Origin of the sequence: Mixta tenebrionis (assembly GCF_006517625.1) — a bacterium.
Lineage (GTDB): Bacteria > Pseudomonadota > Gammaproteobacteria > Enterobacterales > Enterobacteriaceae > Mixta > Mixta tenebrionis.
Map to the genome: position 1 here is coordinate 52,493 of NZ_VHQI01000014.1, position 21,066 is coordinate 73,558.

Here is a 21,066-nt window from a genome sequence, read left to right on the forward strand (position 1 = left end):
GCAGAAGTTATGGAAGACGAAAGAAAGAAGCAGAAGCAGAAGCAGAAGCAGAACGATAAAAACAAAAAAACCTGCGTTATGCAGGTTAATAAGATGGTCGGCGAGAGAGGATTCGAACCTCCGACCCACTGGTCCCAAACCAGTTGCGCTACCAAGCTGCGCTACTCGCCGACGTATACTCTTACTCTTTACTTACTCTTGCCTGGTGCGAAGAGAGGGACTTGAACCCTCACGTCCGTTAAGACACTAACACCTGAAGCTAGCGCGTCTACCAATTCCGCCACCTTCGCATGTTCCAGCAAAAGTTGGGGTGGCTAATGGGACTCGAACCCACGACAACTGGAATCACAATCCAGGGCTCTACCAACTGAGCTATAGCCACCATTACTTCTTACTACTAACGCGGTAAATGTTACCACCGCAGCTCTTGCGCCCGGTTTAATGGCGCGCCCGACAGGATTCGAACCTGAGACCTCTGCCTCCGGAGGGCAGCGCTCTATCCAGCTGAGCTACGGGCGCGTAGCGCCGTTGCGGATGGGGATACTACGGATTTGCGCCTGAGCTGTCCAGTGCTTTTTTAAGAAAAAAGTGCGTTTGATTAGGCTTTGTGCATTCCGTCTAAACAAACGCCGCCGTCACGCGTCAGATGGATAAAAATAGCGCGGGCGGCCGGTTAAACGCCATCCGCCGCGCGCAATTACAGCTGCCCGCGGTAATAGTAACCGAGGAATTTCAGCAGCCGCAGCTGACGAGGCAGACGCCCTGGCTGGCTAAGCAGCCGATAGAGCCACTCCAGGCCCAGCCGCTGCCAGGCAGCCGGCGCGCGTTTGACGTGGCCGGTAAACACGTCGTAGGTGCCGCCTACCCCCATATACAGCGCCTGTGGGCACACCGCTTTACATGCCTGCATCAGCAGCTCCTGCTTCGGCGATCCCATCGCCACCGTGACGATCTTCGCTCCGCTTGCCGCCACGCGCTGAAACAGCGCGTCACGCTCGCTATCGTTAAAATAGCCATGCTGGGTGCCAACAATATTAACCTGCCACTGACGCCGCAGCTTCTCTACCGTCTCTTCCATCACCTGCGGCTTACCGCCGATCAGGAACACCGGTATACCCAGCTTTCCGGCGCGCGCCATCAGCGCTTCCCATAAATCGGCGCCCGCAATACGCGCTACCTGCGCCTGCGGATACTTTTTACGGATAGCGCGCACGATGCTAATGCCGTCAGAATATTTAAACTCCGCCGCATCGATCAGCTGGCGCAGCGCGGGATTATTTTCATAGGTCAGCACTTTTTCCGCATTGATAGCGACCAGCGTACCGCTGCGTACCTCCCCATCCGGGCAAAGGTAGTCAAGACAGGCGGACATATCGGTAAAGCCCTGCAGCGTAATGCCGCGAATCACATATTGGGGCAGATTTGGCATAGCGTTTATTTTCATCTTCCATTACTCCGGCGACGCTGGCAGCGCCTCAGAGGCCAGCGCACCGCGCTGACGCGGGCGGATTAAACCGGCGCTATCCAGCAGCCAGAAAAGTAGTTTAGCGATAACGACGCAAGCGGCAAAAACCAGGCAGAAAAAGACCACGCGGCTGACGAAGGCGTCCAGCCCTTCACGCGCCAGCACGATGATGTTAAACACCGCGCCGAAGCAGAAGCTCTGCATAATGGCCGACTTATAGCGGTTCGGATGCTGTCGGCCCCGCTCATACAGCCAGTCGAACCATTTAATAATCAGCCCCACCGCTATCGCGCCCACCGGGATAAAAGCCGCGCCGCCCATTACCACCAGCGATCCCAGCAGCGTAGGCGATATCGCCAGGCCGGAATGATTATTCAGGACTTCCCAGGTAAAGTAGTTGGCGCTGTTCAACACCATTGACGGGCGCTCCGGCCACAGCCAGCCGGGGATAAAGACGTAAAAGTCACGCACAATCGGCGCCAGCCCCTGGAAATGGATGTTGTCATAGTTTTGCAGCAGCAGCGCCAGATTTTCCCACGGCGAGAAGGTATCGCGCGTCAGATAAAGAAAGGTGTACAGCGCCTGCTCGCCGCTTACGTCAAGGTTATAGCGCCGCAGCGCCAGCCAGAACATGCCGACAATGCCGAATACCCCGGCGGCGGCCAGCATCCACAGCGTAATCCAGCCGCGAATAATGCCGATAAACAGAAACAGCGAGAAAGCGATAATAATGTTGGCGCGGGTGCCGCCGACGATGGCATAGGTCAACAGACCGAAGGCGACGGTGCTGGCCAGGAAGAACAGCCACGCTTTACGCCCCGGCTGCAGAAAGTAAACCACCAGCATCGCCGGAATAAAGAAATAGAAGAATCGCTTCAACGCCACGCCGGAAACCTCGCTGGAAAAAATTTCGCTGTAGGCGTGCAGGCGAAACAGCAGAAAACCGTTGCGCATAAAAAAGATGGCCACCGTCGCCAGCGCCAGCAGCGCCAGAATCCCCCAGATCAGATGCGCCTCTACGCGGTTTATGCTAAACAGGCTGCGCTCCTGGCTATTCCGGCGCGCGCGCAGGCGCGTTTTGTAGCTGACATAATAGATCGCGTAAAAGCTGGCGGCGGCCAGCTGCGCCTGTAGCAAATACGCAGGCGGCACCACCGCGACATCGAAGCGAAATACCAGCAGGCAGGTGAGCGGAAAGCCAAAATAGAAGGTCAGCAAAAACAGCAGCGAGAAAAAAACGTTGAAGTTAAAGCGTACCCGACGGAACTCGCGCCACGTCAGCGTCAGGATAAAGGCCAGCGAAATCAGCCACACCAGCAGCAGGCCGCCGAACTCGGTCAGGCTCATGCCGTTTCTCCTTCTGCCAGCGTCAGCGCCTGACGCCAGCCGCTGATAAAGGCGGGATCGAAAAAGGCGATGCTGCTTTTATCGATACCCGTCAGCTGCTGACGCGCCTGCGCGACAACCTGCTGATTCAGCGCGTCGGTAGCAAACAGCACCGGCAGCTGCTGCTCAACCATATCCTGCCAGAAGGGATTTTTGCGATTCAGCACCACCGGCACATTGGCCTGTATCAGCAAACAGAGCGTACCAATACCCTGCTGCCGTTCAAAAACAAAGTAGCCGAGATCGCAGTCGGCGATAAGCTGGAGGTAATCGTCAAAGGCCAGGTTATCCGTCAGCAGCTCAACCTGACCGGCGGTAAACAGCGACTGCGCGGCGGCGCGCACCTGGCTGATATAGTCCTGATTATGCGCCGGGTAGCCCATAGGTACGATAATCCGCACCTCTTCGCCAAACTGCCGGCGTATCGCCTGCAGCGCCGGGATATGACGGTTGCTGGCATCGCCGGAATTGCCCAGCAACAGGGTAAAAACCCGATCCTGTCGCTGCCGTGCCGGCATCTTCTGGTGCATGCGCGTCGGGAAATAGAGCAGCGAGGCGGGCACGCGACGGTGGCGCTGCTGATAATGGCTGATATCGCCGCGCGTGGCGAACAGATGCGCCACTTTTCCCTGCGCCAGCCGGCGCAGCAGATAAAACAGGCGAAATTTAAGGCGCCGCGACTCTTCATAGAGATCGGCGCCCCAGACGTGCCAGTAAACCTGACGGCGACGCAGCCCGCCGCTCAACAGCGCCAGCCAGAGCCAGGGATTAAACTGGCCGTGGAGAAAAAAACGCGTCTGACGATCGCGCGCCAGCTTCAGCACCGCCTGCGCCAGCGCTTTTTTACCGGCAAAAACCTCGATTTGTAACCCCGGATAGCGGCTTTGCAGCGCGGCCTCGCGGCTTACGACCATAAACCGGCGCGGTGTGCGCGTGGGCTGCGCCTCGTGCAGCGCCTCGTTAAAAAAGCGCAGCACCGTGTGATTGTGATGCGGGATGTCTGAGCCCAGTACATGAATCAATGTCGTCATACTCTTCGGCAATAAATCAAAAAGGCAAACAAACAGAGCGCAAAATAGACAATATAGGTCGCCATATAGGCCTGCGCCGCCCCGGCGGCGCCGGAAAGCGGGATCAGCCAGCGAGAAAAAGCGGTCAGTAAAATAAACTGGCTAAGCTCGGCGGCAATATAAAAACGCAGCGAGGCTTTCGCAATCACCAGATAGCCGAAAACGTAAGCGCCCACCTTCAGCACATCGCCAGTCAGCTGCCAGACAAACAGATCGCGCATGCCGTGAAATTCACTGGAAAACAGTAGCCAGATCGCCACATCGCGCAGCAGCCAGACGCAGAAGCCTACGCCAGCCACCAGCGGCAGCACAAAGCGCAGCGTGCGCAGAATTTCCCGCGTAATATCCGCTTTGCTTTCCAGTCTTGAGAGCGTCGGCAGCAGCCAGACGCTAAAGGTGGCGGTAATAAATTGCAGCCAGGCGTCGGAAATCGTCGTCACGCCCTGCCACAGGCCGACATCCTGCCAGCTGTAACGCGCCGCCAGCAGATTACGCATCATCATCCAGGCAATCGGCAGCGTGGCGGAGGTAATAAGCGCCATCAGGGTAAATTTCGCCAGCTGGCGAGCGAGATCGCTATGCCAGCGCGGCAGCAGCGCGCGCAGCGGCAGGCGATCGCGCCGGATCAGCAGCAGCATCGCCGGAAACACGATCAGCGCAGGCACCACCGCCAGGCCAACCAGCGCGCCGCGATAGCCTCCCAGCCAGTAGCAAATCACATAGCCGATCACGCCAATTACGCTGCCCGCCATCAGCGATAGCGCATTGCCCATCGCATCGCGGAAACCTTTCATAATCGCCAGCGCCAGGTTCGCCCAGGCGATGCCCAGCTGTAAAAACGCGACGATACGAATAATTTGCTGGTAGCCGTCGTGACCAAACAGCGCCTGGCTGATCGGCCCGGCGGCCAGCAGAAAGACCAGCGCCAGCAGCAGAGAGAACCCCAGCACCATCGCCGAGGCGGTGCCGGTAACCCTGGCCAGCTGCTGCGGCTGCTGTTGATACTGCGCCACATATTTAGTGACGCCGTTAAAGATGCCGGCGCCGGCCAGCACGCCCAGTACGGTAATCAACTGACGAAAATTCCCCGCCTGGCCGACGCCCGCCGGGCCGAAGCTTACCGCCAGCAGCTTCACCACCAGCAAACCGGCGGCGATTTTTACCAGCGTGGACGCGGCGGTCCACACTGAGGCTTTAGCAAGTGACATATCAGGCGAAGAAGCTCAGCAGAGAATTAATCACCGTGCTCTGGTTATTCTCCGACAGATTGTAAAACAGCGGCAGGCGCAGCAGGCGTTCGCTCTCGGCGGTGGTGTAACGATCCTCGCCGTCAAAGCGGCCAAAGCGTTCTCCGGCAGGCGAGCTGTGCAGCGGAATATAGTGGAATACCGCCAGGATCTCCGCTTCTTTCAGCCATTCGATAAGCGCCGCGCGATCTTCGCCATCGCGCAGCTTGATGTAGAACATATGGGCGTTGTGCTGACAGTGCGGCGGCAGTGCGGGCAGCGATATGCGCCCGCTGGCGGCGATCGGCTGCAGCGCCTCATAATAGCGCTGCCAGAGCGCCAGACGCTGCTGATTCACGCGCGTGGCCGCCTCCAGCTGCGCCCAGAGGTAAGCCGCCTGCAAATCGGACATCAGGTAGCTGGAGCCGATATCGCGCCAGGTATACTTATCCACCTGCCCGCGAAAGAACTGGCTGCGGTTGGTGCCTTTTTCACGGATGATCTCAGCTCTTTCCGCCAGCGCTTCATCATTGATTAAGGTCGCGCCGCCTTCGCCGCCCGCGGTGTAATTTTTGGTTTCGTGAAAGCTAAAACAGCCGATATGACCAATGCTGCCCAGCGCCCGCCCCTTCCAGGTTGACATCACGCCCTGCGCCGCATCCTCAATAACATACAGCTGATGCTTCTTCGCCAGCGCCATGATGACATCCATTTCGCAGGGTACGCCCGCATAGTGAACCGGCACGATCGCCCGTGTTTTATCGGTAATCGCCGCTTCGATGCGCGTTTCGTCGATATTCATCGTATCCGGACGCACGTCAACAAAGACGATTTTGGCGCCGCGCAGCACAAAAGCGTTGGCGGTAGAGACAAAGGTATAGCTCGGCATGATGACTTCATCGCCGGGCTGGATATCGATCAGCAGCGCGGCCATTTCCAGCGAGGCGGTACAGGAGGGCGTCAGCAGCACTTTTTTACTGCCGAAACGCTGTTCCATCCACTGCTGGCAGCGGCGCGTAAAGCCCCCGTCGCCGCACAGCTTGCCGCTTTCCATCGCAGACTGCATATATTCAAGTTCGGTTCCCACCACCGGTGGCGCATTAAATGGAATCATGACGTTACCTGTATAGCCAATAAGCGGTGCTGTCGATAACGGCACCGCAACGAAGATAAAGCCGCATGGCGGCCAGATTGCCGAGCTGGGTTGCCACGCGCAGCCTGCTCAAACGTCGTGCGCGGCACCAGTCCGTCGCCGCCAGCATCAGCCGCGTGCCGACGCCCTGTCCCTGCGCAGCGGGCAGCGTCGCCAGCAGGCCAATACGCGCTTCATCGGCGCCGGTCTCACGCAGCGAGACAAAACCCTGTAGCCCGCCCTGCTCATCGTGCGCAAGCAGGCACTGATTATCGAAGGCGCCCCGTACCGCGTTCTCAATCCACTGGGCATAAAAGCGCGCGCTGTCATGCGGCAAATACCAGGGCGTGCGAAAGCGACTATGAACAAACGCCGCGCCTGCCGCGCTGCGCAGCGCTTCGATATGCTCCGGGCGCGCGATGCGAATGCCGGTTTGCCTTGCCGCCGCCGTCACCGCCAGCTGCAAATCCACCTCGCCCTCCACAAGGCGAAAACCCAGCCGCTGTAGCGCGTCCAGCCGCGCCGTCTGGCGACTATCTACCTTCGCCTGCACCAGATCGAAAGCGTCCAGCTGCTGCGCATCGAGCGTGGCGGCATCATCCCACACCAGCTGCGCGCTGCTGCGCTGGAAAAACCGGTTTTCCCAGTCGAGGGGCTTAATACTGGCGTGGACGGGCATGAAGAATATCCAACAGATACTGGCCGTAGCCGGTTTTTTGCAGCGCCTGCGCCGCACGTCGCAGGCCGTCATCATCCAGCCAGCCGTTACGCCAGCCGATCTCTTCCAGACAGGCGACCTTAAAGCCCTGGCGCTTCTCTACCGTCTGAACAAAGGTGCTGGCCTCAATCAGGCTGTCATGAGTGCCGGTATCGAGCCAGGCGAAACCGCGCCCCAGCAGCTCAACGTTCAGTTCGCCACGCTCCAGGTAGCGCTGATTAATCGAGGTGATTTCCAGCTCGCCGCGCGCCGAAGGCTTCACCTGGCGGGCGAACTCCACTACCTGGCTGTCGTAAAAGTAGAGGCCGGTAATCGCCCAGTTTGATTTCGGCTGCGCCGGTTTTTCTTCCAGCGATACCGCGCGAAATTGATCGTCAAACTCCACCACGCCGAAGCGCTCCGGGTCCATTACCTGATAGCCGAAGATGGTGGCGCCATGCCGCCGCGCCGCAACTTTTTTCAGCTTGGGGCTGAAGCCCTGACCAAACCAGATATTGTCGCCCAGGGCCAGGCAGCTCGGCTCGCCGTTCAGGAAGGTTTCGCCAATAATAAACGCCTGCGCCAGGCCGTCCGGGCTGGGCTGCACCGCATAGTCGAGCTGGATGCCGAACTCGCTGCCGTTGCCCAACAGCCGCTGGAAATGCGGCATATCGTCCGGAGTGGTGATAATCAATATTTCACGAATGCCGGCCAGCATTAATACCGACAGCGGATAGTAGATCATCGGCTTGTCATAGACAGGCAGCAGCTGTTTCGAGATGCCGCGCGTAATCGGATGCAGCCGCGTCCCCGATCCGCCCGCCAGAATAATGCCTTTCATCGTTATTGGCCTCAGTGAGAACTGTGAGAAAGCCCAAGCCGTTCGCCCTGGTAGCTGCCGTCAAGAATGCTGCGCCACCAGCTTTCATTGTTCAGATACCACAGCACCGTTTTACGTAGCCCGCTGGCGAAGGTTTCCTGCGGGCGCCAGCCCAGCTCGCGCTCGATTTTACCGGCATCGATGGCGTAACGCCGATCGTGACCGGGGCGATCGGCGACAAAGGCGATCAGCTCACGGAAGCGGGCGATCCCCGCCGGTTTCGCCGGCGCCAGCTCGTCCAGCAGATCGCACAGCGCCTCTACCACATCGATATTGCGCTGCTCGTTGTGGCCGCCGATGTTGTAAGTCTCCCCGGCTTTTCCCTGCGTGACGACGGTAACCAGCGCGCGCGCATGGTCTTCAACGTAGAGCCAGTCGCGCACCTGACCGCCGTCGCCATACACCGGCAGCGGCTTGCCCGCCAGCGCGCTGATGATCATCAGCGGAATCAGTTTTTCCGGGAAATGACGCGGGCCATAGTTGTTAGAGCAGTTAGTGACGATAACCGGCAGGCCGTAGGTGCGCATCCAGGCGCGCACCAGATGATCGCTGCTCGCCTTGCTGGCGGAGTAAGGGCTGCTCGGCGCATAGGGCGTGGTTTCGGTAAAGAAATCGTCGCTGCCGTGCAGATCGCCGAACACCTCATCGGTAGAGATGTGGTGAAAAATAAACGCCGCCTGGCGTTCGGCAGAGAGGCCGCGCCAGTAGTGCCGCGCCGCCTCCAGCATCTGCCAGCTGCCGATAATATTGGTTTCCATAAACGGCCAGGAGCTGTCGATAGAGCGATCGACATGGCTTTCCGCCGCCAGGTGCATAATGTAGTCCGGCTGATAGTGCGCCATAACGCGGTCCAGCGCGGCGCGATCGCAGATATCCACCTTCTCAAAAGCAAAACGCTCGCTCTGTGCGACGTCCGCCAGCGAGGAGAGATTGCCCGCGTAGGTCAGCTTATCCACCACCACCACGCGATGTTCCGTCTGCTGGATCAGATGGCGTACCACGGCTGAGCCGATAAAACCCGCGCCGCCGGTAACCAGAAACTGTTTCATCGCCATACCCCTTTGGTATCCACCACCCAGCGCTGCGCCACCTGCTCGCCCGCTACCGCCCGGAACTCACGGTGATCGACCAGCATCACCAGCACATCCGCCTGTTCAAGCGCCTGCTGCTGAGTGACCAGCGTGGCGTCATTCGCCAGCTTCGTAGGGATTTGCTTCACGTTAGGCTCGACCACCCAGGTGGCGCCGCTGTGCCAGTCGGCAATCAGGTGCGCCACTTCCATCGCCGGGCTTTCACGCAGATCGTCGATATTGGGCTTAAACGCCAGGCCAAAGCAGGCGATGGTTAGCTCGCCGGCACGTTTGCCGCTGTTGGTCAGGCAATCGGCCACGGCGGCTTTTACCTGGTTCAGCACCCAGTGCGGCTTGGCGTCGTTCACCTCGCGCGCGGTACGAATCAGACGCGCCAGATCGGGGTTCTGCGCCACGATAAACCAGGGATCGACCGCGATGCAGTGGCCACCGACGCCCGGCCCCGGCTGCAGGATATTGACGCGCGGATGGCGGTTTGCCAGCGCAATCAGCTCCCAGACGTTAATGCCCTGCTGGGCGCAAATCAGCGACAGTTCGTTAGCGAAAGCGATATTGACGTCGCGGAAGCTGTTTTCCGTCAGCTTGCACATCTCCGCCGTGCGGGCATTGGTAATTACGCACTCGCCTTCAAGGAAGATACGATAAAGCTCGCTGGCGCGCGCCGAACAGGCGGGCGTCATGCCGCCTACGACACGATCGTTTTTAATCAGTTCCACCATCACCTGGCCAGGCAGTACGCGTTCCGGGCAGTAGGCGATATGAATATCGGGCGAGTCTGCCTGCTGGTGGGGGAAAGTTAAATCGGGGCGCGCCTCCGCCAGCCACTGCGCCATTTGCTCTGTCGCGCCCACCGGCGAAGTGGATTCCAGGATCACCAGATCGCCCTTTTTCAGCACCGGCGCCAGCGACAGCGCCGCTGCCTGGACATAGGCGAGATCGGGCTGGTGGTCGCCTTTAAAGGGCGTCGGCACGGCAATCAGGAAGGCATCGGCCGCAACCGGCTGCGTCGCGGCGCGTAAAAAACCCGCCTGCACCGCCTTTTTCACCACCGCATCCAGATCCGGTTCAACAATATGAATTTCCCCGCGGTTAATGGTTTCCACCGCATGGGCGTTGATATCCACGCCAACAACGTTTTGCCCGCGCGAAGCGAAAGCCGCCGCGGTAGGCAGGCCGATATAACCAAGGCCAATGACCGAAATAGTATTAAAGCTCATAGCGTTACTCTGTTATTTTTTAGCGCCTGCAAAATACGGGCGCAGGCATGCCCATCGCCATATGGGTTATGCGCGCGGCTCATTGTTTGCCAGGCTTCTTCGTGAGTGAGCAGATGATTAACCTCTGCGACAATCTTCTCTTCGTCCGTCCCCACCAGCCGTACCGTACCGGCAGCTACCGCCTCCGGGCGCTCGGTGGTTTCCCGCATCACCAGTACCGGCTTGCCGAGCGAAGGCGCTTCTTCCTGAATGCCGCCGGAATCGGTGAGGATCAGCCACGCGCGGTGCATCAGCCAGACAAACGGCAGGTATTCCTGCGGGTCGATCAGCACGATATTGTCGATACCGCTCAGAATACGGTTGACCGGCTCGCTAACGTTCGGATTCAGGTGAACCGGATAAACAATCTGTACTTCCGGATGCTGTAGCGCCAGCTTCGCCAGCGCGCTGCAAATACGCTCAAAGCCGCCGCCAAAACTTTCACGGCGATGCCCCGTCACCAGGATCATTTTCTTTGATGCATCGAGGAACGGATAGCGCGCCGCCAGATCGTCGTAGTGCTGACGATCAGAGAGGATACGATCGCGTACCCAGAGCAGCGCATCGATTACCGTATTGCCGGTAACAAAAATCCGGCTGTCCGGCAGGTTCTCGCGCAACAGGTTCTGCCGGGAGTTTTCCGTCGGGGTAAAGTGCCAGGTCGCCAGATGGCCGGTTAACTTGCGGTTGGCCTCTTCCGGCCAGGGGGAATAGAGATCGCCGGTGCGTAAGCCAGCCTCAACGTGCCCTACCGGGATGCGATGATAAAAAGCCGCCAGGCTGGCCGCCAGCGTGGTGGTGGTATCGCCGTGCACCAGCACCACATCGGGACGGAATTCGGCAAAAACCTGCTTCAATCCTTCAAGGATGCGGCTGGTAATTTCGGTCAGCCCCTGTTCCGGGCGCATGATATCCAGATCGTAATCAGGCTTGAGCGCAAACAGACGCAAAACCTGATCGAGCATTTCCCGATGCTGGGCGGTGACGCACAGACGAGCGTCAAAGGCGTCATCATTCGCCAGCGCATGAACCAGAGGCGCCATCTTTATAGCTTCCGGCCTCGTACCAAATACGGTCAGTACTTTCACTGTTTTTCTCTTCGTTCTTTAGCCGCGTCAGACACAGCAACGCCTGCAACGCGCATTTCAGGCACGACGGCGGATCAGCGCAGCGCCAGCGCCAGCCAGCGCGCCAATGGCGCCCCACAGGATCATTAAAAATGCACGGCGCGGGCTGTCGCGCTTCACCGGCTCTTCCGGCGTACGCAGATAGCGATAGGTCTGGAACTTAGCCTCCAGCGTCGGGCCGACGTTTAGCGTATCGAGCATCGCCCGATTTTGGTCATAGCTGATATCGTAGGTTGGCCCGTTCGCCTGCAGATTTTCCAGCCGTGCCTGCAGCATCGGCCTGCCCAGCAGAAAAAGCTCTGAATCGGGCAGCTGTTCTGATGGCGTACTGGTTTTGCTGCGATCGATGCCCTGCTGACGGGCGATATTCAGCGCCTGCTCCACGCTGTGCAGCTGTCGCTGGTATACCGCGTTAGCCACTGACTCCTGACGCTTCACCTGCGCTTTCATCTGTACGGTACGCGCCGCCCAGGCCGCCTTCAGCTCCTGATTAAGGTGGCGCGCCGCCCGTTCGCTGGCGAAGGCGACATACTGCCGCAGCAGGTTATTGGCGTCAGCCGCCGTTTCCGCTACCAGCCTGACGCTATCGCTGAGGTTTTTCGCGCTATCGGCCGGAGAAAACTGAATATTGCTGACCATTTCGTCCAGCAGCGCGGCGTCGTTGCGTACGTTGCCGCTTTTACGATGCTGGTAGTAATCCGTTTGCAGCCAGAATTCACGGCGCGTATCCCATGAAGAGAGCTGCATAATAAATTCCTGGTAGGCATCGTCCATTACCGACGTCTGCGGCACGGCCGCCGCTCCGCCGCTGCTGCGTATATCCAGGTTGCGTAAAAATTCCTGTTGGGAGTAATAGCTGCCGATCATGTTGACCGTAGGACGATCGGTAATCGCCGTCGCGCTCCATTCCTGCTTAACCAGCAGCGAAAATAGCCAGGCCAGCGCCATGCCCAGCAGCGCCAGCCCAATAATCCAGCGCTTACCGCGCCATAGCGTGCAAAACAGGCCTCTGATGTCCAGTTCGTTATCCACGCACTCAGTGGTCATATCCAGTTATCCTTTTCCAAAAGGGAGTTTAGCCAGCAAGCTTATTTTTATTGGCGCGACGCAGGCGCCGTTTGAAACGTTTGATCATCCGCGCCACGCGCCAGGCTCGCTTGATGCAGTAGCCATAGAGGATGAAAGCAAGCAAAAACAGTACCAGCATTATCCACTCAGGAATAAAAGCCAGATATTCTCCCAGCACGCCAACGCCGGCCAGCAGCGCCGCCGCCAGAGTAATTAGCACAAAGGCCTGACGAGAAGTAAAACCGGCGCGCATGATCAGATGATGAATGTGCTGGCGATCGGCGGAGAAAGGACTCATGCCTTTGCGCAGGCGACGATACATGATCGCCACCATATCCATCAGCGGAATGGCGATCAGCCACAGCGCGGTAACCGGCGTAATAGGATGCGTAACGCCCTGGGTGGTTTCCAGCAGGATCCAGATGATGGTAAAGCCAATCAGCGTGCTGCCCGCATCGCCCATAAAGACTTTATAGCGCTTGCCGAACACGCCGAGGTTTAACAGGATATAGGGCAGCGTGGCGGCGATCATCGCAAAACACCACATCGACAGGCTATGCTGACCGTCAAAATAGAGGATGATGCCCATCGCGCCGAAGGTGACGCAGGAGAGGCCGCCCAGCAGGCCGTCAATACCGTCGACCATATTGAATGCGTTAATTGCCGCCCAGACGGCAAACAGCGTCAGCACATAGCCAAACGGGCCAACCACCAGCTCCATCGGCCCCACGATATAGCCGAGGCTCAGCAAATAGAGTTTACCCACCACCATCATTACTACTGCGATCGCCGCCTGCACCACGGCGCGGATTTTGACGCTGATATCAAAGCGATCGTCCAGCGCGCCTACCAGCACCAGCACGCCCGCGCAAAACAGATAGAGCAGACCGTGCGGCAAATAGTAATTGGTAATCAGGAAGGTGAAGCAGATTCCGGCATAGACGGAAATCCCGCCGACCAGCGGTATCAACCCCTGATGGCGTTTACGATAGTTAGGTCGATCGACCAGGCCGACTTTTTTGGCTGCTTTCCGTGCAAAAAAAAGGAACGCCAGTGAAAACAGGAAAATCAGACCAAGCTCGGTACTCATCGTGAGTAAATTCACATTGACAGCTCTCTGCTAAGACATCGGATAACTATAAGCAATTATTATGCCCACCAGCCTGACTGACGTCTGAATAATGCAAATTCACCGCCTGACCGCTTGTTCTTTAAGCAAAAGCGATGGCTGTTTGTACGCTTTACAGCTTATGACGCCAACAGTCGCTTTATCCTATAGTCGCAAAATAAAAAACGCCACGTCTGAGCGTGGCGTTACCCGAGTTTTCTTTCCACCGCTATGGCTATTTAACTGACCTTTGCCTGACGGTTAAAAAGATTATGAACGTTTCATCATATCGAAGAATTCATCGTTGGTTTTGGTCATCGCCAACTTATTGATGAGGAATTCCATCGCGTCAATCTCACCCATCGGATGGATGATTTTGCGCAGGATCCACATTTTTTGCAGCTCTTCCTGGGAAGTAAGCAGCTCTTCTTTACGCGTACCGGAGCGGTTGTAGTCGATAGCCGGGAAAACACGTTTTTCCGCGATTTTACGTGAGAGATGCAGCTCCATGTTGCCGGTGCCTTTAAACTCTTCGTAAATCACTTCATCCATTTTTGAACCGGTATCGATCAGCGCCGTCGCGATAATGGTCAGGCTGCCGCCCTCTTCCACGTTACGCGCCGCGCCGAAGAAGCGTTTCGGACGATGCAGGGCGTTGGCGTCCACGCCACCGGTCAATACTTTACCGGATGCCGGCACCACGGTGTTATAGGCGCGCGCCAGACGGGTGATGGAGTCGAGCAGGATGATAACGTCTTTTTTATGCTCAACCAGACGCTTCGCCTTCTCGATAACCATTTCAGCAACCTGAACGTGACGGGAAGCCGGCTCATCAAAGGTGGAAGCGACCACTTCGCCTTTAACCAGACGCTGCATCTCGGTGACTTCTTCCGGACGTTCGTCAATCAGCAGCACCATCAGCACGCAGTCAGGGTGATTGTAGGCGATGCTCTGCGCGATGTTCTGCAGCAACATGGTTTTACCCGCTTTCGGCGGCGCCACGATCAGGCCGCGCTGGCCGCGGCCAATCGGCGAAGCCAGATCCAGCACGCGTGCGGTCAGGTCTTCGGTTGAACCATTGCCGCGCTCCATGCGCAGGCGAGAGTTGGCATGCAGCGGCGTCAGGTTTTCAAACAGAATCTTGCTGCGCGCATTTTCCGGCTTGTCATAGTTGACTTCATTTACCTTCAGCAGCGCAAAGTAACGCTCGCCCTCTTTCGGCGGACGGATTTTGCCTGAAATGGTGTCGCCAGTGCGAAGGTTGAAGCGGCGGATTTGGCTGGGAGAAACGTAGATGTCGTCGGGACCGGCAAGGTAGGAGCTGTCTGCGGAGCGGAGGAAACCAAATCCGTCCTGCAATATCTCCAGCACGCCATCTCCGAAGATATCCTCACCGCTCTTGGCGTGTTGTTTGAGGATAGCGAAAATGATGTCCTGCTTGCGCATGCGCGCCAGGTTTTCCAGCCCCATGTTCTCGCCGAGAGTAATTAGCTCTGAAACCGGCGTATTTTTTAGTTCGGTAAGATTCATAATGGTGGGTTCTTAAACTCGGGGTATATCTCGAAAAGGTTGTCGTGAATGGTATGGCAAGAAGGTCCATGCCCGTTAATGGCTCCGTTTCCATGTCTGCTCGGTGATCTTATGCGTGAATGCCGATCTGAAAACGAGGAGACGGTTGAAAACAGATACCGGAAAATGATGCTACCGTCAGATTGTTGACGCACCGCGCAGAAAAAGCCAGCGTTCAACAAGGGAAACAAACTACAGGTAAGTTCGTAATGCAGTAGAATTAACTTAGCACGCTTCATGCCGGGCGTCTAGCGGTCGGGAAAAAATTACTGACCGCCAGCGCCGGCAGTGAAATCAGCCCAGGTTCGCGTTCAGGAACTCTTTGAGCTGGCCTTTGGACAGCGCGCCAACTTTCGTCGCCGCCACTTCGCCATTTTTAAACAGCAGCAGCGTCGGGATGCCGCGAATACCATATTTCGGCGCCGTTTCCGGGTTCTCATCGATATTCAGTTTGGCAATGGTCAGCTTACCGTCGTACTCTTCTGCTACTTCATCAAGAATCGGGGCGATCATTTTGCATGGACCGCACCATTCTGCCCAGAAGTCCACCAGCGTTAAACCTTCGGCCTGCAGCACGTCGGTTTCGAAGCTTTTGTCGGTCAGATGAACGATTTTATCGCTGCTCATGTCTTACTCCACAAGATTATGCCTGGCTGGTTGGCGTAAAATCTGCCAACGTAGGTTGACTTTATTTCACCGGATACGCTTTCGTAAAGCAATAGTAAGCTGATATTCTACCACACTATGAGCAAAACACACTTAACCGAAAAGAAGTTTTCCGACTTCGCCCTGCACCCACAAGTTATCGAAGCCCTTGAAAAGAAAGGCTTCCATAATTGTACGCCTATTCAGGCGTTAGCATTGCCGCTCACGCTGGTCGGGCGCGATGTTGCGGGTCAGGCGCAAACCGGAACAGGCAAAACGATGGCGTTTCTGACGTCGACGTTTCATTATTTGCTTTCCCATCCCGCCGCAGAAGGCCGCCAGGTTAATCAACCGCGCGCGCTGATTATGGCCCCCACCCGCGAGCTGGCCGTACAGATCCACGCCGACGCCGAGCCGTTAGCACAGGCGACCGGCCTGAAGCTGGGTCTGGCTTATGGCGGCGACGGTTATGACAAACAGCTGAAAGTGCTGGAAAGCGGCGTGGATATCCTGATCGGCACCACCGGGCGTCTGATCGACTACGCTAAACAGAATCATATCAACCTTGGCGCGATTCAGGTGGTGGTGCTGGATGAGGCCGATCGTATGTTCGATCTCGGCTTTATCAAAGATATCCGCTGGCTGTTCCGCCGTATGCCGGCCACCAGCCAGCGTCTGAATATGCTGTTCTCCGCCACGCTCTCTTACCGCGTCCGCGAGCTGGCGTTCGAACATATGAACAATGCCGAATATATCGAGGTTGAACCGGAACAGAAAACCGGCCACCGCATTAAAGAAGAGCTGTTCTACCCTTCTAACGAAGAAAAGATGCGCCTGCTGCAGACGCTGATTGAAGAAGAGTGGCCGGATCGCGCGATTATTTTCGCCAATACCAAACATCGCTGCGAGGATATCTGGGGCCACCTGGCCGCCGACGGCCATCGCGTTGGGCTGTTAACCGGCGACGTGGCGCAGAAAAAACGCCTGCGGATTCTGGAAGATTTCACCCAGGGCAACCTTGATATTCTGGTCGCTACCGACGTGGCGGCGCGCGGGCTGCATATTCCGGCGGTGACGCACGTCTTTAACTACGATCTGCCTGACGACTGCGAAGACTATGTTCACCGTATCGGCCGTACCGGCCGCGCCGGCGCCAGCGGCTCCTCGATCAGCCTTGCCTGTGAAGAGTACGCGCTGAATCTGCCAGCGATCGAAGAATATATCGGTCACGGCATTCCGGTTAGTAAATACAACAGCGAAGCGCTGATGAACGATCTGCCGCCGCCGAAACGGCTGACGCGTAATCGCCCCAGCAACGGCCCGCGCCGTTCCACGGGCAATAACCGTCGCAGCGGCGCGCCGCGTAATACTAACCGTAAACGATCAGGTTAACGACAACATGCTCAGCGCCTCGTCACTTTATGCTGCGGTCGATCTTGGGTCCAACAGCTTTCATATGTTAGTGGTGCGCGAAGTGGCGGGAAATATCCAGACCGTTGCGCGCATCAAGCGTAAAGTACGACTCGCCGCCGGGCTTAACAGCGCCGGCGAGCTATCCGCGGAGGCAATGGCGCGCGGCTGGCAATGTTTGCAGCTTTTTGCCGAGCAGCTACAGGATATTCCTGTTCCTCAGATACGCGTGGTCGCTACCGCGACGCTGCGTCTGGCCACCAACGCCCAGCGCTTTCTTACCCAGGCCGAAGCTATCCTGGGCTGCGCGGTTAATGTGATTACCGGTGAAGAGGAAGCGCGCCTGATCTATCAGGGCGTGGCGCATACGACTGGCGGTTCCGATCGGCGCCTGGTCGTGGATATCGGCGGCGGCAGCACCGAGCTGGTCACCGGCAACGGCGCTCAGGCAACCGCGCTGTTTAGCCTGAGCATGGGCTGCGTGACCTGGCTGGAGCGTTATTTCGGCGATCGCAATCTGGGCAAAGATAATTTTGACCAGGCGGAACAGGCGGCGCGCGCGATAATTCAGCCGGTAGCTGAGCATCTGCGCGCGCAGGGTTGGCAGATCTGCGTCGGCGCCTCCGGCACCGTGCAGGCGCTGCAGGAAATTATGGTGGCGCAGGGCATGGATGAGCGTATTACGCTCAGCAAGCTGCAGCAGCTGAAGCAGCGCGCCATCCAGTGCGGCAAGCTGGAAGAGCTGGAAATTGAAGGCCTGACGCTGGAACGGGCGCTGGTTTTCCCCAGCGGGCTCGCCATCCTGATAGCGATTTTCACCGAGCTGAATATTGACAGCATGACGCTGGCGGGCGGCGCCCTGCGTGAAGGGCTGCTCTACGGCATGCTGCACTATCCGGTGGATCGCGATATCCGCAGCCGCACGCTGCATAATATTCAGCGCCGTTTCTCTATCGATATCGAGCAGGCGGAACGAGTGCGTCAGCTGGCGGCCAGCTTTGCGCGGCAGGTCAGCCCGCAATGGCAGCTGGATAATTACTGTCGCGATCTGCTGGAAAGCGCCTGTCTGATCCATGAAATTGGCCTGAGCGTCGATTTCCGCCTTGCGGCGCAGCATGCGGCCTATCTGGTGCGTCACCTCGATCTACCGGGCTTTACGCCCGCGCAGAAAAAGCTGCTGGCCACCCTGCTGCAAAATCAGAGCAACAGTATCGATCTGGCGCAGCTCAATCAGCAAAACGCGGTCCCGTCGCGCATGGCCGAGCGCATGTGTCGGCTGCTGCGTCTGGCGGTAATTTTCGCCAGCCGGCACCGTGATGATACGCTGCCCGCGGTGCGCTTACAGAGCGACGATGAAACGCTGCAGGTAACCTTGCCTCCGGGCTGGCTGAAAGCGCATCCGCTACGCGCGGAGATGCTGGAGCAGGAGAGCCGCTGGCAATCTTACGTGCACTGGCCGCTGACGATAGTCTGATCCAATCCGGGACGGCGCATTCAGACGCCGTCCCGCTCCTTTATGCGCCTTTTTTCGCCTTATCCAGCATCGCGCGCAGGCCTGCGACGCGGCTCTGTCCGGTTTTCATCCGTTCCTCTGCGCTGACCGCCTTCCGCTCGGTTTCCCATATCAGATCGTCCTGCGGCAGCTCAAGCAGGAAGCGGCTCGGTTCAGGGCGCACCAGTTCGCCATACTGCCGTCGCTCGCGGCACAGCGTAAAGGTCAGCTCTTTCTGCGCGCGGGTAATGCCGACATAGGCCAGACGGCGCTCCTCTTCGATATTATCTTCGTCGATGCTGCTTTGATGCGGCAGCAGCCCCTCTTCCATGCCAACCAGGTAGACATAGGGGAACTCCAGCCCTTTGGAAGCATGCAGCGTCATCAGCTGTACCTGGTCCAGCTCTTCATCGCTTTCGCCGCGCTCCATCATATCGCGCAGCGTGAAGCGCGTGACCACCTGCGTCAGCGTCATCGGCTCATCAATATCGCTGCCTTCCAGCATTTCCGTCATCCACTGAAACAGCGTATTGACGTTTTTCATGCGCATCTCCGCCGCTTTCGGGCTGGTAGAGGTTTCAAACAGCCAGCTTTCATAATCGATGCCGCGAATCAGATCGCGCACGGCGACGATCGGCTCACGCTCCGCGCGCTGCGCAATCTCCTGCAGCCAGCCGGTAAAGCGTTGCAGGTTCTCCAGCCCGCGCCCGGTTAGCGTCTGGCTCAGACCCAGATCGAAGCTGGCCGTGAACAGGCTTTTGTTGCGCTGATTGGCCCATTCACCCAGCTTTTGCAAGGTCGCCGGGCCGATTTCACGCCGCGGCGTGTTGATAATGCGCAGGAAGGCGCTGTCATCATCCGGGTTGGTTAATACGCGCAGGTAGGCGAGCAGATCCTTAATCTCCGGGCGCGAGAAAAACGAGGTGCCGCCGGAAATGCGATAGGGGATGCGGTTCTGCATCAGCATCTTTTCAAATACCCGCGACTGATGGTTGCCGCGGTAGAGAATGGCGTAATCCTTGTACTGCGTTTTGTTGATAAAGTGATGGGCGATAAGCTCGCCGGTAACGCGCTCCGCCTCATGCTCTTCATGATTGGCGCTAAGCACCTTCAGCTCAACGCCGTAGCCCAGCTCAGAAAACAGCCGCTTCTCGAAGACGTGCGGGTTGTTGGCGATCAGGATGTTCGCCGCCTTCAGAATACGCCCGGTGGAGCGGTAGTTCTGCTCCAGCTTGATCACCTGCAGCGCCGGAAAATCTTCTTTCAGCAGCACCAGGTTTTGCGGCCTGGCGCCGCGCCAGGAGTAAATCGACTGGTCGTCATCGCCCACCACGGTAAAGCGCGCGCGGGCGCCCACCAGCAGCTTTACCAGTTCATACTGGCTGGTGTTGGTATCCTGATACTCATCCACCAGCAGATAGCGGATACGCTGTTGCCAACGCTCACGCACCTCCTGGTTACGCTGCAGCAGCAGCGTCGGCAGCAGAATCAGATCGTCAAAGTCAAGCACGTTACAGGATTTCAGGTGGCGATCGTACAGCTCATAGCAGTGCGCGAAAATACGATCGCGCTCTGACTGCACGCGCCCCTGCGCCTGCAGCGGATCGATCAGATCGTTTTTCCAGTTTGAAATCATTGAGATCAGCTGCTGCAGCAGGGTTTTATCGTTCTCCAGCCACTGCCCGGTAAGATCCTTCAGCAATGCCAGCTGATCCTGATCGTCAAACAGCGAGAAGTTAGATTTCATCCCCAGCGCTGCATACTCGCGCTTGATGATCTCCAGCCCCAGCGTGTGGAAAGTGGAGATCATCAGGCCGCGCGCCTCTTTACGGCCGAGGGTTTGCGCCACGCGCTCTTTCATCTCGCGCGACGCTTTATTGGTAAAGGTGACGGCAGCGATATGCCGCGCCTGATAACCGCACTCACGGATCAGATGAGCGATTTTATTGGTAATGACGCGCGTCTTGCCGGAACCCGCGCCAGCCAGCACCAGACAAGGGCCGGTGACAAATTCGACAGCGTGTTGTTGGCTGGGATTAAGACGCATAGAAGTACTCAGTGAAAAGGAGGAGGGTTAATTAACAGCGTGGTAGTATATCCAGCAGCATCCATACGACTCAAGGCACGATCATGGCAAAAACCGCAGCGGCAATGCATATCCTTGTAAAGGAAGAGAAACTGGCGCAGGAGCTTCTGGCGCAGCTGGAAAAGGGCGCCGACTTTGAAAAGCTGGCGAAAAAACACTCTACCTGTCCAAGCGGACGTAAAGGCGGCCATCTGGGAGAATTCAAAAAAGGCGCGATGGTGCCCGCATTTGATAAAGCGGTATTTTCCTGCCCGCTGCTGACGCCTTACGGCCCGCTGCATACGCAGTTCGGCTACCATATCATCAAGGTGCTCTACCGCAACTAACAAAACGGGAGAGCGCTGGCTCTCCCGTCAGG

Annotated in this window: 18 protein-coding genes and 4 tRNA genes; 3 read left to right on the forward strand and 19 right to left on the reverse strand. The window is 57.6% G+C overall.

The features are described from left to right. Positions 1-94: 94 nt before the first annotated feature. The 18 genes from FKM52_RS18590 to trxA form a co-directional block, all read right to left on the reverse strand. Positions 95-171: transfer RNA gene (locus tag FKM52_RS18590), tRNA-Pro, on the reverse strand. A gap of 32 nt (positions 172-203) precedes the next feature. Next, a tRNA-Leu gene (locus FKM52_RS18595) sits at positions 204-290 on the reverse strand. 16 nt (positions 291-306) lie between these two features. Beyond that, positions 307-382 (reverse strand) — tRNA-His (locus FKM52_RS18600). Between the two features lie 60 nt (positions 383-442). Next, a tRNA-Arg gene (locus tag FKM52_RS18605) sits at positions 443-519 on the reverse strand. A 178-nt stretch (positions 520-697) separates the two neighbouring features. After that, positions 698-1,444, reverse strand: coding sequence for a lipopolysaccharide N-acetylmannosaminouronosyltransferase (gene wecG, locus FKM52_RS18610; RefSeq protein ID WP_244316897.1), 747 nt, complete (start codon positions 1,442-1,444; stop codon positions 698-700). Positions 1,445-1,450: 6 nt separating this feature from the next. Then, positions 1,451-2,812: an ECA oligosaccharide polymerase gene (gene wzyE / locus FKM52_RS18615; RefSeq protein ID WP_141177656.1), complete on the reverse strand. Its 1,362-nt coding sequence runs from the start codon at positions 2,810-2,812 to the stop codon at positions 1,451-1,453. Next, a complete protein-coding gene (gene wecF, locus FKM52_RS18620; protein ID WP_141177657.1) occupies positions 2,809-3,882 on the reverse strand; it encodes a TDP-N-acetylfucosamine:lipid II N-acetylfucosaminyltransferase in 1,074 nt (357 codons plus the stop codon). Before wecF ends, wzyE begins: the two co-directional genes overlap by 4 nt. Continuing rightward, positions 3,879-5,129 carry a lipid III flippase WzxE gene (wzxE, locus tag FKM52_RS18625; protein ID WP_141177658.1) on the reverse strand — a complete coding sequence of 417 codons (1,251 nt, stop codon included), beginning with the start codon at positions 5,127-5,129 and terminating at the stop codon, positions 3,879-3,881. Before wzxE ends, wecF begins: the two co-directional genes overlap by 4 nt. A 1-nt stretch (position 5,130) precedes the next feature. Then, positions 5,131-6,261 (reverse strand): dTDP-4-amino-4,6-dideoxygalactose transaminase, encoded by a 1,131-nt coding sequence (rffA, locus tag FKM52_RS18630; protein WP_141177659.1) that lies wholly within the window; start codon positions 6,259-6,261, stop codon positions 5,131-5,133. A 4-nt stretch (positions 6,262-6,265) separates the two neighbouring features. After that, complete coding sequence (gene rffC / locus FKM52_RS18635) at positions 6,266-6,958, reverse strand: dTDP-4-amino-4,6-dideoxy-D-galactose acyltransferase (protein WP_141177660.1); 693 nt, start codon at positions 6,956-6,958, stop codon at positions 6,266-6,268. Then, positions 6,936-7,817 (reverse strand): glucose-1-phosphate thymidylyltransferase RfbA, encoded by an 882-nt coding sequence (gene rfbA, locus FKM52_RS18640; protein ID WP_141177661.1) that lies wholly within the window; start codon positions 7,815-7,817, stop codon positions 6,936-6,938. The genes rffC and rfbA overlap by 23 nt, the downstream gene beginning before the upstream one ends. An 11-nt stretch (positions 7,818-7,828) precedes the next feature. Next, positions 7,829-8,905, reverse strand: a complete 1,077-nt coding sequence (gene rfbB / locus FKM52_RS18645; RefSeq protein ID WP_141177662.1) for a dTDP-glucose 4,6-dehydratase — start codon at positions 8,903-8,905, stop codon at positions 7,829-7,831. Then, on the reverse strand, positions 8,902-10,164 hold the full coding sequence (gene wecC, locus FKM52_RS18650) for a UDP-N-acetyl-D-mannosamine dehydrogenase (RefSeq protein WP_141177663.1): 1,263 nt from the start codon (positions 10,162-10,164) through the stop codon (positions 8,902-8,904). Before wecC ends, rfbB begins: the two co-directional genes overlap by 4 nt. After that, positions 10,161-11,291 (reverse strand): non-hydrolyzing UDP-N-acetylglucosamine 2-epimerase, encoded by a 1,131-nt coding sequence (gene wecB / locus FKM52_RS18655; protein ID WP_141177664.1) that lies wholly within the window; start codon positions 11,289-11,291, stop codon positions 10,161-10,163. Before wecB ends, wecC begins: the two co-directional genes overlap by 4 nt. 57 nt (positions 11,292-11,348) lie before the next feature. Then, complete coding sequence (gene wzzE, locus FKM52_RS18660) at positions 11,349-12,377, reverse strand: ECA polysaccharide chain length modulation protein (protein WP_141177665.1); 1,029 nt, start codon at positions 12,375-12,377, stop codon at positions 11,349-11,351. Positions 12,378-12,405: 28 nt separating this feature from the next. Then, the gene (gene wecA, locus FKM52_RS18665) at positions 12,406-13,488 is read right to left on the reverse strand and encodes a UDP-N-acetylglucosamine--undecaprenyl-phosphate N-acetylglucosaminephosphotransferase (RefSeq protein ID WP_141177685.1); all 1,083 of its coding nucleotides are present in this window, start codon (positions 13,486-13,488) and stop codon (positions 12,406-12,408) included. 288 nt (positions 13,489-13,776) lie between these two features. Next, entirely contained in the window at positions 13,777-15,036 is a 1,260-nt protein-coding gene (gene rho / locus FKM52_RS18670; RefSeq protein ID WP_141177666.1) for a transcription termination factor Rho, read from the reverse strand. A 333-nt stretch (positions 15,037-15,369) separates the two neighbouring features. Further along, the gene (trxA, locus tag FKM52_RS18675; protein ID WP_141177667.1) at positions 15,370-15,702 is read right to left on the reverse strand and encodes a thioredoxin TrxA; all 333 of its coding nucleotides are present in this window, start codon (positions 15,700-15,702) and stop codon (positions 15,370-15,372) included. A 117-nt stretch (positions 15,703-15,819) separates the two neighbouring features. Here trxA and rhlB point away from each other — a divergent pair, with 117 nt between their 5' ends. Next, positions 15,820-17,112, forward strand: coding sequence for an ATP-dependent RNA helicase RhlB (gene rhlB / locus FKM52_RS18680; protein ID WP_141177668.1), 1,293 nt, complete (start codon positions 15,820-15,822; stop codon positions 17,110-17,112). A 7-nt stretch (positions 17,113-17,119) separates the two neighbouring features. Further along, positions 17,120-18,604 carry a guanosine-5'-triphosphate,3'-diphosphate diphosphatase gene (gppA, locus tag FKM52_RS18685; protein WP_141177669.1) on the forward strand — a complete coding sequence of 495 codons (1,485 nt, stop codon included), beginning with the start codon at positions 17,120-17,122 and terminating at the stop codon, positions 18,602-18,604. A gap of 40 nt (positions 18,605-18,644) precedes the next feature. Here gppA and rep read toward each other — a convergent pair whose 3' ends face one another. After that, a complete protein-coding gene (gene rep, locus FKM52_RS18690) occupies positions 18,645-20,669 on the reverse strand; it encodes a DNA helicase Rep (protein ID WP_141177670.1) in 2,025 nt (674 codons plus the stop codon). 83 nt (positions 20,670-20,752) lie between these two features. On the opposite strand from rep, the gene ppiC reads away from it, so the two are divergent. Then, on the forward strand, positions 20,753-21,034 hold the full coding sequence (gene ppiC / locus FKM52_RS18695) for a peptidylprolyl isomerase PpiC (protein WP_141177671.1): 282 nt from the start codon (positions 20,753-20,755) through the stop codon (positions 21,032-21,034). The last annotated feature ends 32 nt before the right edge of the window (positions 21,035-21,066 follow it).

What these genes read in the sequence shown, in the direction of transcription:
- wecG (WP_244316897.1), bottom strand. Translation starts at nt 1,444, where the DNA reads ATGAAAATAAACGCTATGCCAAATCTGCCCCAATATGTGATTCGCGGC.
- wzyE (WP_141177656.1), bottom strand. Translation starts at nt 2,812, where the DNA reads ATGAGCCTGACCGAGTTCGGCGGCCTGCTGCTGGTGTGGCTGATTTCG.
- wecF (WP_141177657.1), bottom strand. Translation starts at nt 3,882, where the DNA reads ATGACGACATTGATTCATGTACTGGGCTCAGACATCCCGCATCACAAT.
- wzxE (WP_141177658.1), bottom strand. Translation starts at nt 5,129, where the DNA reads ATGTCACTTGCTAAAGCCTCAGTGTGGACCGCCGCGTCCACGCTGGTA.
- rffA (WP_141177659.1), bottom strand. Translation starts at nt 6,261, where the DNA reads ATGATTCCATTTAATGCGCCACCGGTGGTGGGAACCGAACTTGAATAT.
- rffC (WP_141177660.1), bottom strand. Translation starts at nt 6,958, where the DNA reads ATGCCCGTCCACGCCAGTATTAAGCCCCTCGACTGGGAAAACCGGTTT.
- rfbA (WP_141177661.1), bottom strand. Translation starts at nt 7,817, where the DNA reads ATGAAAGGCATTATTCTGGCGGGCGGATCGGGGACGCGGCTGCATCCG.
- rfbB (WP_141177662.1), bottom strand. Translation starts at nt 8,905, where the DNA reads ATGAAACAGTTTCTGGTTACCGGCGGCGCGGGTTTTATCGGCTCAGCC.
- wecC (WP_141177663.1), bottom strand. Translation starts at nt 10,164, where the DNA reads ATGAGCTTTAATACTATTTCGGTCATTGGCCTTGGTTATATCGGCCTG.
- wzzE (WP_141177665.1), bottom strand. Translation starts at nt 12,377, where the DNA reads ATGACCACTGAGTGCGTGGATAACGAACTGGACATCAGAGGCCTGTTT.
- wecA (WP_141177685.1), bottom strand. Translation starts at nt 13,488, where the DNA reads ATGAGTACCGAGCTTGGTCTGATTTTCCTGTTTTCACTGGCGTTCCTT.
- rho (WP_141177666.1), bottom strand. Translation starts at nt 15,036, where the DNA reads ATGAATCTTACCGAACTAAAAAATACGCCGGTTTCAGAGCTAATTACT.
- trxA (WP_141177667.1), bottom strand. Translation starts at nt 15,702, where the DNA reads ATGAGCAGCGATAAAATCGTTCATCTGACCGACAAAAGCTTCGAAACC.
- rhlB (WP_141177668.1), top strand. Translation starts at nt 15,820, where the DNA reads ATGAGCAAAACACACTTAACCGAAAAGAAGTTTTCCGACTTCGCCCTG.
- gppA (WP_141177669.1), top strand. Translation starts at nt 17,120, where the DNA reads ATGCTCAGCGCCTCGTCACTTTATGCTGCGGTCGATCTTGGGTCCAAC.
- rep (WP_141177670.1), bottom strand. Translation starts at nt 20,669, where the DNA reads ATGCGTCTTAATCCCAGCCAACAACACGCTGTCGAATTTGTCACCGGC.
- ppiC (WP_141177671.1), top strand. Translation starts at nt 20,753, where the DNA reads ATGGCAAAAACCGCAGCGGCAATGCATATCCTTGTAAAGGAAGAGAAA.